Genomic DNA, 11,963 nt, shown 5'->3' on the forward strand with positions numbered 1-11,963 from the left:
CCCGCCGCCGCGGGTCACGGTCAGGCGGACGATGCAGTCGCCAACCTCCTCGGCCGCCAGACACAGGATCTCGGCCTCGCACAACGCCCTGTCCACCGGCAGCCTGATCTCGGCGGCGGCGGCGCAGAGGCGATCGAGATGGGCGCGGAGCAGCGCGGGGCGGCCGCCGAAGACCGCGATGGTCTCGAACAGACCGTCGCCGAGCGTCAGGCCCCGGTCGGAAAGGTCGAAGGGCGCGAGACCGCCCTCGACCGCGCGGCCGTTCAGGCGGAGCATGCGAGGCGCTGTTCGGCGGCCGCCAAAAAATTCTGCAGCAGGCGGTGGCCGCTCTCGGTCAGGATCGATTCGGGGTGAAACTGCACGCCGAAGGTCGGATGCTCGGCGTGTTCGAGCGCCATGACCTCGCCCTCCTCGGAACGGCCCGTGACCTTCAGCGGCCCGTCATAGCCCTCGTCGAACTCGACGATCAGCGAATGGTAGCGCCCGGCCGCAAGCGGATTGGGCAACCCCTGGAACAGGCCGGCGTCGTCATGCGCGACACGCGAGGCGCGGCCGTGCAGCGGACGGCGCGCCCGCACGACCCGGCCGCCGAACGCCTCGCCGATCGCCTGATGGCCGAGGCAGACCCCGAGGATCGGCAACCTGCCCGAGAGCCGCCGCACCACGTCGAGCGAGACGCCGGCCTCGGTCGGCGTGCAGGGTCCAGGCGACAGCACCACGGCCTCGGGCCGCGCGCGCTCGATCGCCTCGACCGTGATGGCGTCGTTGCGCACGACCTCGGCATGGCGGCCGAGCTCCTCGAAATAGCGGGCGACGTTGAAGACGAAGCTATCGTAATTGTCGACGACGAGGATCATCGCAATCCCCCGGCGCGGGCGCGCGGCGCGTCTGCCTCGTCGTCCTCGACCAGCGTCCCGCCGAAGGCCTCGAACACCGCGCGCGCCTTGGTGAGGGTCTCGTCATATTCGGCGGCCGGATCGGACAGCGCCGTGATGCCGCCGCCGGCCTGGAACAGCGCGCGGCCCTTGGCGAGCGTCGCGGTGCGGATCGCGATGTTGAAGTCGGCGTCGCCCGAAAAGCCCCACCAGCCGATCGAGCCGCAATAGACGCCGCGCGCGCAGTCCTCGAGCTCCGTGATGATCTCCATGGCGCGCAGCTTCGGCGCGCCGGTGATCGAGCCGCCGGGGAAGCTCGCGTGCAGCAGGTCGGCGACGCCCGCCTCCTCGCGCAGCCGGCCGGTGACGACCGAGACGAGGTGGTGCACCGAGGCGTAGGTCTCGAGCCCGCAAAGCGTCGGAACCTCGACCGACCCGGGCCGGCAGACCCGCGACAGGTCGTTCCTGAGCAGGTCGACGATCATGACGTTCTCGGCGCGGTCCTTCTCGCTGTCGAGCAAAGCGCGGGACGAGGCGCCGTCGGCGTGCGGGTCGGCCCAGCGCTTCGACGTGCCCTTGATGGGCCGCGCCTCGACGCGGTCGCCCTCGACGCGCAGGAAACGCTCTGGCGAGCTCGACGCCACGACCATGTCGCCGAAGGCGAGATAGGCCGCGAAGGGCGCGGCGTTGCGCCTTCTCAGGCGCAGGTAGAACGCCCAGGGGTCGAAGCTCTGCGGCAGGTCCGCGATGAAGCGCTGGGCGATGTTGGTCTGGAAGATGTCGCCGGCGAGCACGTATTCGACCGTCCGGGCGATCGCCTCGACATAAGCGGACCGCGAAAAATTCGAGCGGAAGGCGAGCGGCGGCTGCGCGGCCTGCGGCCTGACGGGCGCCGGCCTCGAAAGGAGCTCCAGCGCCGTGTCGAGCCTCGCTTTGGCGCGCGCCTCGCGCTCGGATCCTGCCGGCGCCGGCGCGCCGGTCGAGATCAGCCAGGCCTTGCCGGCCGCATGGTCGCAGGCGACGACCCAGTCGTAGAGCGGCAGCACGGCGTCCGGGACGCCGAGATCATCGACCCGCGGCGCGGGCAGCCTCTCGAACCGGCGGCCATAGTCATAGGCCACATAGCCGATCGCACCGCCCTGGAAGGGCGGCAGATCCGGGATCGCGGGCGCCCGCTCGCTGGCAAGCTCGCGGGCGAGCGCGTCAAGCGGATCGCCCTCGACCGGCCGGCCGCCGAGCGTCGCCCCCTGGCCGTCGACCATGAGGACATCGTAGGGGTCGGCCGCGAGATAGGAGAACCGCCCGAGCGAGGAATGCGGCATCGCGCTGTCGAGGAACGCGACATAGGGCAGTCCGGCGAGGCGCTCGGCGAGCGCCGCAATGTCGGCATTGGGCAGTTCGTGAACCAGCATCGCGCGCGCTTCGTGCGCCCCTGCGGGCGGCCGGGGCTCTCGACGCTTACATAAGCGGCCGTCGCGCGAACGTCATGCGCGCCGAAAGCCGCGGGCGCGCGCGGCCCTTGCCCCGACCTCCAGCCTCGGGCCAGATGCGATCTCCGCCCTCGAAGGAAACTTCCGCATGGACCACGGCTCGTCGTCCGGGATGCTGATCGGCGCCCTCGTCTTCCTGGTGGCCGCCGTGACCGCGGGGCCGCTCGCGCGCCGTCTGGGGCTCGGCGTCGCGGTCGGCTATCTGGCGGCCGGCGTCGTCATCGGCCCGGCCGCGCTCGGCCTGTTCAGGGACACGGCGAGCGTGCTGCACGTCGCTGAGATCGGCGTGGTGATGCTGCTGTTCCTGATCGGGCTGGAGCTCCGCGTCGAGCGGCTGATCGCGCTCCGGCGGCTGGTGGTTGGGCTCGGCGGCATGCAGATCGGCGTCACGGCGCTGGCCTTCTCGGCTCTCGGCTGGAGCTTCGGCCTGGATCCGGCGCCGGCCGTCGCGGTCGGCGTGTCGCTCGCCTTTTCGGGCACCGCGATGGCGCTGCAGATTCTCGAGGAGCGAGGCCACCTCAACCGCTCCTACGGCGAGAAGACTTTTTCGGTGCTGCTCGCCCAGGACATCGCCGTGGTGCCGGCGCTCGCCCTCGTGCCGATGCTGGGCGACGGCGCGGGCCACGCCGCCGACTGGGGAGAGGCGCTGAGCTCCGCGGCGGCCGGGGTCGCGGCGCTCGCCGGCATCGTGGTGGCGGGCCGCTATCTGCTCGACCCGATGTTCCGCCTGCTCGCGGGCGCCGGCGCCCGCGAGGTCATGACGGCGGCGGCGCTGCTCGTCGTGCTCGGCGCGGCCGAGGTCGCCGCGCTAGCCGGTCTCTCGATGGCGCTCGGCGCCTTCCTCGCCGGGGTGCTGCTCGCTGGCTCCTCCTACCGACATGAGCTCGAAGCCGACGTCGAGCCGTTCCGCGGTCTGCTGATCGCGCTGTTCTTCATGGGCATCGGCATGACCATCGACGTGAAGGTCATCGCCGCGAACGCGCTGCTGCTGGCCGGCGGCGTGCTGCTCTACCTCACGATCAAGATCGCGGTCGCGGCCGGCCTCGCCCGGATCTTCGGCGCGACGCGCGGCGACGCGCTGAGGATCGGCGCCCTGCTCGCCGCCGCCGGCGAATTCGCCTTCGTGCTGTTCCCGCTCGCCCAGGCCAACGGCCTGATCTCCGCGGAGGCCGCGGGCCTGCTTTCGGCCGCCGCGGCCCTCAGCCTGGTGGCCTCGCCCGCCGTCGCGCTCGTCGCCGAATGGGCGGCCGACCGCGCCGAGCCGCGGAGCGATGGGCCAGAGGAGGATTTCACCGACGCCAAGGGTCAGGTGATGATCATCGGCTTCGGCCGCGTCGGCCAGATCGCGGCGCAGCTGCTGCTCGCCGAGGGCGTCGAGACCACGCTGATCGACGCCAATGCGCAGAGGGTCGAGCAAGCCTCGCGCTTCGGCTTCAAGGTCTATTACGGCGACGGCGGGCGGCTCGACGTGCTCAGGGCCGCGGGCGCGGGCGAGGCGCGCGCGATCCTGGTCTGCATCGACGACCGGCAGGTGACGGAGCGCATCGTCGAGATGCTTCAGAGAAGCTTCCCGCTCGCCGAGCTCGTGGTGAAGGCCTATGACCGCGGCCATGCTCTCGACCTCTACGGCGCGGGCGTCGAGCGGGTGGTGCGCGAGACCTTCGAGAGCGCGCTGCTGCTCGGGCGGCTCGGTCTGGAGGCCGTCGGCGTCGACCCCGAGCGCGCGGCCGAGATCGAGGCCGACGTCCGGCGGCGCGACGCGCAGCGGCTCGAAATCCAGAAGGTCGAGGGCATCACGGCCGGCCGCCATCTCTCCTACACCAACCAGCCGACCCCCGAGCCGCTCTCGATGCCCAAGCGCAAGGGCGGCAAGATCGACGGGGAAGCCGCCCCCGCGCCCGCAAGGGCCGGCTGACGCGCCCGCTGGCGGCGGGCGGCCTCGCGCTTTAGGTTGCGGGGACCCGTCGCATCCCGTCGAGGACGCCCAATGCTCAACATGTTCGACTTGTTCCGCCAGGCGCAGGGCGGCGCGGCCTTCGACAACCTCGCCCGCGCCTATGGGGTCACGCCCGATCAGCTGCGCGCCATGACGGCCGCTCTGACGCCCGCCTTCGCGCAGGGCTTCCAGCGCCAGGCGCAGAACGACGAGGCGGCGCGCCGCTTCGCGGACCTGTTCCAGACCGAGGCCTACGCCCGCGCCTTCGAGATGCAGGCCGCGGCGCTCGACCCGGCGACCCGCGGCGCCGGCGAGAACGCCCTCGACGCGCTGTTCGGCTCGAAGGAGGTCTCACGGGCCGTCGCCGCGCAGGCGTCCGCGGCCTCCGGGGTCCAGGCGAAGATCATCCGCGAGGTGCTGCCGGTGCTCGCCAGCATCCTGATGGGTGGCTTCATGAAGGCCGCGCAAGGGGCCGCCGGCGGGTCCGGCGCGACGTTCCCCGGCGTGTTCGGCGACATGTTCTCACGCGCCGACAAGGCTCCGGACGCGCCCCAGAATCCGTTCCAGCCCTGGATCGACGCCTTTTCGCAGGCGCAGCCCCAGGCCGGCGGACAGGCCGCCTCGAACCCGCTGGGCGAGATGATGGGCGAATGGATGAAGGGCGTCTTCGGGGTCGAGGCCGCCAAGCCCGAGCCCGAGCCGGAGCCCCCTTCGGGCGAGGAGCCGCCGGCCGGGGGTGGGGACGCGGCCCGGCCGGCGGAGCCCGCTGACCCGTTCGACGATTTGGTCGCCACGGGCCGCGAGCTGTCGGCTCAGAACGCCGAAGCGATGAGCCGGATCTTCGACGCCTTCTTCACAGCGGAGAAGAAGCGGAAGGGGTGAGGCGCCCTCTATCCCTCCCCTGGGACAGGGGAGGGTGGCCCCGCAAAGGGGGTCGGGCGGGGCGCGCTTCCGGACCGAGCTCTACCATCAAGAACTCGCCCGGCCTCCTGCTGCGCAAGAGGCCACCCTCCCCGCTGCCGCGGGGAGGGAGAAGAGCTCACTTCCGCGCGGCGCGGCGCTCCTCGGCTGCCTCGGCGAGCCGGTCGGTGGGGTCGCCCCAGAGCGACCAGCGAGACGCCGCCTGAAGGTCGGAGCGCGTCAGCCCCATGTCGGCCAGCAGCCGGTCGTCGAGACGGCTGAGGTCATGGATCGCCTTGCGTCGCGTCAGCGAGGCCCCGAAGGCCTTGAAGCGCCGCGCAGCCACGGCGGCGGCCGCGCGCCAGCCTTCCGTCGCTGGAGATTGGGGCAGGCGTTCGGTGATCATGGCCATGGGACGTCTCCGGGTCCGGGTCGGCCGCCCGCGTCTCCGAGGCGGGGGCGGTCAGGGGACGGGCCGCTGCGGCCCGCCTTCGCGGAGCCTGATTACGCCTCGGCCATTGATCAGTGAAACGAATGTTTATAATCTCCCCCATCACGCAAGGTGATGCATCGTCCCGGGAGAAGCCCATGTCCGTGCTTTTCGACGTTGACCAGCTGAAAACCTTCATCGCGATCGTGGACACCGGCTCCTTCACGCGCGCCGCCGACGTCGTGCACAAGACGCAGTCGGCGGTCTCGATGCAGATGAAGCGGCTCGAGGAGCGGGTCGGGCGGCCGATCTTCGCGCGCGACGGCCGCGGCGCGAAGCTCACCGAGGACGGCGACCGGCTGCTCGACTATGCGCGGCGCATCGTCCACATCTCGCGCGAGGCGGTCTCGGCCTTCTCGAACGACGCGCTGAAGGGCCGAGTGAGGCTCGGCCTGCCGGACGACTACGCCGAGCGCTACCTTCCCGAGATCCTCGCGCGCTTCTCGCGCTCGAACCCGCTGGTCGAGGTGACGGTGGTGTGCGAGCCGAGCTACCTGCTGACCGAACTCGTCGGCCGCGACGAGATCGACCTCGCGATCATCACCCATGCGAGCCGCAAGCCGGTCGGCGAGGTGATCCGGCAGGAGCCGCTGCTCTGGGTCACGTCGCAGCGCTCGCTCGCCCATGAGGAGACGGTGCTGCCGCTCGCGCTCAGCCACCCGGCCTGCGTCTGGCGGGAGGCCGCGATCGCCAAGCTCGAGCAGCTCGGCCGGCCGCATCGCGTGCTCTATTCGAGCCGCAACTTCGCGGCGGTCGGCGCGGCCGTCATGGCCGGGCTCGCGGTCACGGTGCTGCCGGAGAGCGCGATCCGCGCGGGCATGCGGGTGCTCGGCCCGACGGAAGGCTTCCCGCCGCTGCCGAACTGCAAGATCGCGCTGGTCCGCAACCCGAGCTCCGTGACCGACACGGTGCAGGGCCTCGCCGACCACATCGTGGCGAGCCTCGACAACATGTCGGCGGGGCTGGAGGGCGTGGCGGCGGAGTGAGATTTAAATCCGAAGGAGGAAGGGGACATGCCTGATGTTGAGAAGCGAGATCGAACGTTGATCATATTAGGTTATTCTGACGTCATTTTTCTTTTCTTTTACTATCTAATTATTATTATCATTGGTTCTGGAATTTCCATTTTATTCATTACCCGCACCCATACTCCAGATAGCCTCGAATTTAACGCTCTGATTGCAGCATTTTCCATGGCGTCGGCCGGTGCCGCCGTATTTAATACTCGGCGCCTTTATCGGGCATGCATAAATGAGTCATTTAGCTTCAAAACTCGATCTGAAATGCGCCTATTAGACGAAGATTCACTACGTCGAATTGGGTCTATTGCATTTTTTATTTTTCGCCCGGCGTTTGGGGCCGCTTTTTCTTTAGTTATATACGCAATGTGGCGACTGAGTATCGCCGCGTCCGTATCGCAGGAGATAACACCGGCGAGTGGCTTCCTGTACATAACCTTGGCCTTAGGCTTTTTGAGCGGCTTTCTGGCCGGTAGAGTTCTTACGATTCTTGAGGGTCAAGGTTTAGATCAGCTTCGAAATGTTGTGAGCGGAGATGGCAGGAAATAACGAGGCGAAGATACTGCGACAGATTTCCGGTCTTGAGCGCTTAGCAAGCGAGGTTCTCGAGAAGAAGCGCCGCCTACGCCCGCGTCGCCCAATTGTTATTGAGTTTTCTGGCTCCCCAAAGTCAGGAAAGACATCCTGCATAAGTTCACTTGATATATTTCTTCGGAGAAACAAGTTTAGGACGGTTGTATTAACAGAACGTGCAAGTGTGTGCCCAATAGAAAATAAATTCGACCCACTATTTAACGTTTGGACAGGGTGCGGGTCGTTAAATCAACTTTCTGAGCTTATATCTCGAGAAGCTCGTTCAGTTGATATTATTATACTAGATCGTGGATTTTTTGACTCTCTGTGCTGGTTCGAGTGGCAACGAAACCATCGCTATCTTCGCGCCGATGATTACAATTGTTTCGTAGGGTTTTTTACGTCACCTCGATTTAGAATGATGATCGATTTAGTTCTTTTATTCGAGGCAAGCCCGGAAGTATCGATAGATCGGGAGTACAGAAATCTTCTCACCAGACGAGAGGGAAGCATTATGCGAAAGAACGTCTTAGAGAGCTATAAAGAAGCATGTAGGGAGGCTGTTAAAAAGTACTCTAATATTTTCCGCGCAATTCATCGGTATGATACGTCTAATCAAGATCAAAATGAAGTAAGCTATTCCGTAACAAAGAAAGTGTTGGATACGCTTAACGAGGTTGCTGACGAAAAGATTGGTTATGTAGACATCTCTGCTATTAGCAGCGTTCATGATACAATATTCAGATATTCTGAAATTAAAAAACATATCTCTTCTTCCATGAACTTCGACTATAGAGATCGAGTTGAGAATAATAAGTCACTTATACAATTTATCCCGATAGCCGTCGTTAAAGACACGCATTCTAAGCGCTTTCTCGCGGGGAGAAAGGCTTTAAAAGCAACTTCCTCTTTATCTCCTGAGCGCGATCGCGTGTTGCTATATTTTGGAGGGCATGTACGGGAAGAAGATAAGACTTTATTCGAGAATCCGACGGAACTATCTGTTCTTAAACAGTGCCTGTATCGAGAGGTTAAAGAGGAAATTGGATTAGACGTCGACAGTGACGAACCGAATCCCTTATGTGTGTGGGTAAGGGATGGCACTAAATCAGACAATCACCTCGCGGTCGTATTCGTCGTCGAAAAAGATTTCGATTACATGAAGTTTCAGATAGATGATGAAGAGTTTGTTCGCTATGAAAAGAAAGGCACTCCGGGAACCGAAATTGTTTCTGAAGAGACAATAATAGATAACTATAGAGAACTTGACAGCTGGTCTCGAAATATAATGGAGAATGTCTTTAAAATCGGCCCTTCACCGGAGCGGAAAAAGTCCGCTCAGGGCTCTCTAATTTAAAGGGCGGGGCATGTGAAACTGCCTATGTACTTTTGTAGTTTCGCTGGTTAGCTTCAGGCTATTACCGAGTCCAGGGTGATCGGGAACGTTCGCGCCCTGACGCCCGTGGCGTTGAACACCGCGTTCGCGATCGAGCCGCCGGCGCCGCAGATGCCGAGCTCGCCGATGCCCTTGGCGCCGAGCGGGTTCGCCTTGTCGTCGCGGTCGTCGAGGAACACGGCGTCGACGTTCGGCACGTCGGCATGGGCGGCGACGTGGTATTCGGCGAGGTCGCCATTCGCCACATGGCCGAAGCGGGCGTCGTTCGCCGCCTCCTCGAACAGCGCGGAGGAGACGCCCCAGATCATGCCGCCGATCAGCTGGCTGCGCGCCGTCTTCGCGTTCAGGATGCGGCCCGCCGAGAACACGCCGAGCATGCGGCGGAGCCTGATCTCGCCGGTGTCCTCGTCGACCGCGACCTCGGCGAAATGCGCCCCGAAGCAATATTGCGCGAAGTTCTTGTAGTCGGGATTGTCCTTCATGGCCTTGACCGAGCCCGTCGCCTCGAGCGCGACCGGCTCGTTGGCGGCGTCCATCTTGGCCTTCAGGGCCCGGCAGGCCTCGAGCGTCGCGGTGGCGGAGCTCGCCGCGCCCCAGGAGCCGCCGGCGCCGGGGCTCTGCGGATAGAGGCTGTCGCCGAGCAGGACCGTGACGTCCTTCGTCGGCAGGCCGAGCGTCTCGGCCGCGACCTGGGTCAGGATCGTGTAGGTCCCCGTTCCGATGTCGGTCATGTCTATGCGGATCGTGGCCTTCCGGTCCGGCGAAACGGAGGCGTGGGCGGTGGCGGCGTTGATGTAGTTCGGCCGCATCGCCGCCGAGACGCCGTAGCCGATCAGCGTCGAGCCCTCGCGGCGCTGGCGCGGACGCATCGGCCGGTCCGCCCAGCCGAAGCGCCGCGCGCCCTCGCGCAGGCATTCGACGAAGCGCCGCGAGGAGAACGGGACCTTCTTCTCGGGATCGGTCTGCACATCGTTCAGGATGCGGAGCTCCACCGGATCCATGCCGAGCTTGACCGCGAGCTCGTCGATCGCGCTTTCAAGCGCCAGCATGCCCGGCGCCTCGCCCGGCGCGCGCACCGGCTCGCCGCCCTGCATGTCGAGATTGACCAGTCGGTGGGTCGTGCGGATCGAGGGCGCGCCATAGAGCGAGCGGGTCTGGGCCGCGGTCTGCTCGGCGTAGTCCTCCGTCGGGCAGTTCTGCATGACGACGTCGTGGCTGACGCCGGTGAGCCGCCCGTCCTTGCCCGCCGAAAGCCGGATCCGCTGGATCGACTCCGCGCGGTGGCCCGCGACGTAGAAGATCTGCTGGCGGGTCTGCGCGACCTTGACGGGCCGCCCGAGCGCCCGCGCCGCGAAGGCCGAGAGCAGCGCGTCGGCCCGCACCCCGAGCTTGCCGCCGAAGCCACCGCCGACATAAGGCGAGACGATCCGGACCTTTTCCTTGGGCATCTCGAGCGTCGCCGCCACGCAGGCGCGGGCGCTCGACACGACCTGCGTGGCGGTGACGAGCGTCAGCGCGTCGCCCTCCCAGGAGGCGATCGAGGCGTGCGGCTCGAGCGCCATGTGGTGCTGCTGGGCCACGTGATATTCGGCGTCGACCGTGACCTCTCCTGAAGCGAAGGCCGCCTCGAAGTCGCCGATCGAGGTGTCGGTCTTGAGTCCGACCTGGATCTTCGGCGGCGCCCAGGCCTCGGAGAGATGCTCGCGCAGGCCGATCTTCTTGTCCTCGGCCGCATAGGAGACCTCGACCAGCGACGCCGCATGACGCGCCGCTTCGAAGGTCTCGGCGACGACGAGGGCGACCGGCTCGCCCCAATGGCGGACGCGGTCGTCCGCGAGATAGGGCCGCGCCCGCTGGAAACGGTTGGTCGGGACCGTGGGCGGCCCGAACGGCGCCTGCTTCGGCGCGTTCCGATGCGTCATCACCAGCAGCACGCCCGGCGCCTTTTCGGCCGCCGTGGAGTCGATCGTGGTGATCCGGCCTTTGGCGACCGTGGCGCCGAGGATGAAGCCGTAGGCCGCGGGCTGCGGCGTGCGGTGCTCGAAGGCGTAAGGCGCGCGGCCCGTGACCTTGAGGCGGCCGTCGACGCGGTCGAGCGGCTGGCCGATGGGGCTTGCTGAGACTGCCATCCTGGCCTCCCTCACGCGGCCCGCCCGGCGGCGTCGGCGAGGGTGCGCCGGATCGTCCGCTTCGCGAGCTCGATCTTGAAGTCGTTGTGGCCGTAGCCGCGCGCATCCTTCATCGCGGCGTCCGCGGCTTCGGCGAAGGCCTCGCCGTCGGCGCGCGCGCCCGTGAGCGCCTTTTCGGCCTCGACCGCTCGCCAAGGCTTGTGCGCGACGCCGCCGAGCGCGAGCCGCGACGTACGGACCTCGCCGCCCTCCCCGTCCACCACGGCCGCCACCGAGACCAGCGCGAAGGCGTAGGACGCGCGGTCGCGGACCTTGCGGTAGACCTGCCGGCCCTTGGGCGGCGGCGGCAGGGTCACGGCGGCGATCAACTCGCCATGGCCGAGCGTCGTCTCCCTGCGGGGGTCCTCGCCCGGCGCACGGTAGAAGTCGGCGAGCGGGATCGTCCTCGCCTCTCCCGCTCCGGTCACGGTGTGGACGCGCGCGTCGAGCGCCGCCATCGCCACCGCCATGTCGGACGGGTGAGTGGCGATGCAGGCCTCGCTCGCGGCCAGCACCGCGAGGTTGCGGTTGAAGCCGCCAAGCGCCGAGCAGCCGGAGCCCGGGGCGCGCTTGTTGCAGGGCATGGCGACGTTGGAGAAGTATGGGCAGCGGGTGCGCTGCAGCAAGTTGCCGCCGGTCGAGGCGGCGTTGCGGAGCTGGCCGGAGGCGCCGGCGAGGAGCGCGCGCGACAGCAGCGGGTACCGCCTGCGGACCATCGGGTCCGCCGCGAGGTCGCTGTTCTTCACCTGCGCCCCGATCTTCAGCCCGCCTTCGGGCGTCTCCTCGATCCCGCCGAGCTTCAGCCGCGAGACGTCGACGAGATGCGTCGGCTTCTCCACGCCGAGCTTCATGAGGTCGACGAGATTGGTGCCGCCGGCGACGAACTTGGCGTCGGGCCGTTCGGCCACCGCCTTGGCCGCCGCTTCCGGGGAGGCCGCGCGCTCATAGGTGAAGGGGGTCACAGCACGCCTCCCGAATGGACGTCGCGGATCGCCGCGACGATGTTGGGATAGGCGGCGCAGCGGCAGAGATTGCCGCTCATCCGCTCGCGGATCTCGGCGTCGGTGAGCTTCGCCCGCCCCTCCAGGTCCTCGCTGACATGGCTCCGCCCGCCCG

The 11,963-nt window shown here is 66.7% G+C and carries 12 protein-coding genes; 5 read left to right on the top strand and 7 right to left on the bottom strand.

Annotation, left to right across the window (positions count from 1 at the left end; genetic code table 11):
* From EK403_RS10755 to pabB, 3 genes are all read right to left on the bottom strand, one after another.
* A partial coding sequence (locus tag EK403_RS10755; protein WP_206659528.1) for an aminotransferase class IV occupies window positions 1–276 on the bottom strand: 276 nt, incomplete at its 3' end.
* Entirely contained in the window at window positions 264–857 is a 594-nt protein-coding gene (locus EK403_RS10760; protein ID WP_128777493.1) for an anthranilate synthase component II, read from the bottom strand. The genes EK403_RS10755 and EK403_RS10760, both read right to left, overlap by 13 nt.
* Window positions 854–2,287: an aminodeoxychorismate synthase component I gene (gene pabB, locus EK403_RS10765; RefSeq protein ID WP_128777494.1), complete on the bottom strand. Its 1,434-nt coding sequence runs from the start codon at window positions 2,285–2,287 to the stop codon at window positions 854–856. Before pabB ends, EK403_RS10760 begins: the two co-directional genes overlap by 4 nt.
* 166 nt (window positions 2,288–2,453) lie before the next feature.
* On the opposite strand from pabB, the gene EK403_RS10770 reads away from it, so the two are divergent.
* Entirely contained in the window at window positions 2,454–4,280 is a 1,827-nt protein-coding gene (locus EK403_RS10770) for a monovalent cation:proton antiporter-2 (CPA2) family protein (protein WP_128777495.1), read from the top strand.
* Between the two features lie 72 nt (window positions 4,281–4,352).
* Window positions 4,353–5,183 (top strand): DUF937 domain-containing protein, encoded by an 831-nt coding sequence (locus EK403_RS10775; RefSeq protein ID WP_128777496.1) that lies wholly within the window; start codon window positions 4,353–4,355, stop codon window positions 5,181–5,183.
* 157 nt (window positions 5,184–5,340) lie between these two features.
* Here the strand turns inward: EK403_RS10775 and EK403_RS10780 are convergent, their stop codons facing one another.
* Entirely contained in the window at window positions 5,341–5,613 is a 273-nt protein-coding gene (locus EK403_RS10780; RefSeq protein ID WP_128777497.1) for a DUF1127 domain-containing protein, read from the bottom strand.
* Window positions 5,614–5,789: 176 nt separating this feature from the next.
* Between EK403_RS10780 and EK403_RS10785 the strand changes: the two genes are divergently transcribed.
* Genes EK403_RS10785 through EK403_RS10795 form a run of 3 tightly spaced genes read left to right on the top strand, consistent with a single transcriptional unit; the run spans window position 5,790 to window position 8,640 of the window.
* On the top strand, window positions 5,790–6,677 hold the full coding sequence (locus EK403_RS10785) for a LysR substrate-binding domain-containing protein (protein WP_128777498.1): 888 nt from the start codon (window positions 5,790–5,792) through the stop codon (window positions 6,675–6,677).
* Window positions 6,678–6,704: 27 nt separating this feature from the next.
* Complete coding sequence (locus tag EK403_RS10790) at window positions 6,705–7,259, top strand: hypothetical protein (protein WP_128777499.1); 555 nt, start codon at window positions 6,705–6,707, stop codon at window positions 7,257–7,259.
* A complete protein-coding gene (locus EK403_RS10795) occupies window positions 7,246–8,640 on the top strand; it encodes a hypothetical protein (RefSeq protein ID WP_128777500.1) in 1,395 nt (464 codons plus the stop codon). Before EK403_RS10790 ends, EK403_RS10795 begins: the two co-directional genes overlap by 14 nt.
* A gap of 53 nt (window positions 8,641–8,693) precedes the next feature.
* On the opposite strand, the gene EK403_RS10800 is transcribed toward EK403_RS10795, so the two are convergent.
* The 3 genes from EK403_RS10800 to EK403_RS23620 all read right to left on the bottom strand — a co-directional run.
* Entirely contained in the window at window positions 8,694–10,808 is a 2,115-nt protein-coding gene (locus EK403_RS10800) for a xanthine dehydrogenase family protein molybdopterin-binding subunit (RefSeq protein ID WP_128777501.1), read from the bottom strand.
* An 11-nt stretch (window positions 10,809–10,819) separates the two neighbouring features.
* Window positions 10,820–11,809 carry an FAD binding domain-containing protein gene (locus tag EK403_RS23730; protein WP_128777502.1) on the bottom strand — a complete coding sequence of 330 codons (990 nt, stop codon included), beginning with the start codon at window positions 11,807–11,809 and terminating at the stop codon, window positions 10,820–10,822.
* Window positions 11,806–11,963: 2Fe-2S iron-sulfur cluster-binding protein (locus EK403_RS23620; RefSeq protein WP_280986654.1), on the bottom strand; the 158-nt coding region annotated here is incomplete at its 5' end. The genes EK403_RS23730 and EK403_RS23620, both read right to left, overlap by 4 nt.

This window comes from Hansschlegelia zhihuaiae, from assembly GCF_004103825.1.
In the GTDB taxonomy this organism is placed as follows: Bacteria; Pseudomonadota; Alphaproteobacteria; order Rhizobiales; family Methylopilaceae; genus Methylopila; species Methylopila zhihuaiae.

Excerpts from the sequence above, each read along its gene's own strand:
- EK403_RS10785 (WP_128777498.1), top strand. The coding sequence starts at position 5,790 with ATGTCCGTGCTTTTCGACGTTGACCAGCTGAAAACCTTCATCGCGATC.
- EK403_RS10775 (WP_128777496.1), top strand. The coding sequence starts at position 4,353 with ATGCTCAACATGTTCGACTTGTTCCGCCAGGCGCAGGGCGGCGCGGCC.
- EK403_RS10790 (WP_128777499.1), top strand. The coding sequence starts at position 6,705 with ATGCCTGATGTTGAGAAGCGAGATCGAACGTTGATCATATTAGGTTAT.
- EK403_RS10770 (WP_128777495.1), top strand. The coding sequence starts at position 2,454 with ATGGACCACGGCTCGTCGTCCGGGATGCTGATCGGCGCCCTCGTCTTC.
- pabB (WP_128777494.1), bottom strand. The coding sequence starts at position 2,287 with ATGCTGGTTCACGAACTGCCCAATGCCGACATTGCGGCGCTCGCCGAG.
- EK403_RS10760 (WP_128777493.1), bottom strand. The coding sequence starts at position 857 with ATGATCCTCGTCGTCGACAATTACGATAGCTTCGTCTTCAACGTCGCC.
- EK403_RS10780 (WP_128777497.1), bottom strand. The coding sequence starts at position 5,613 with ATGGCCATGATCACCGAACGCCTGCCCCAATCTCCAGCGACGGAAGGC.
- EK403_RS10800 (WP_128777501.1), bottom strand. The coding sequence starts at position 10,808 with ATGGCAGTCTCAGCAAGCCCCATCGGCCAGCCGCTCGACCGCGTCGAC.
- EK403_RS10795 (WP_128777500.1), top strand. The coding sequence starts at position 7,246 with ATGGCAGGAAATAACGAGGCGAAGATACTGCGACAGATTTCCGGTCTT.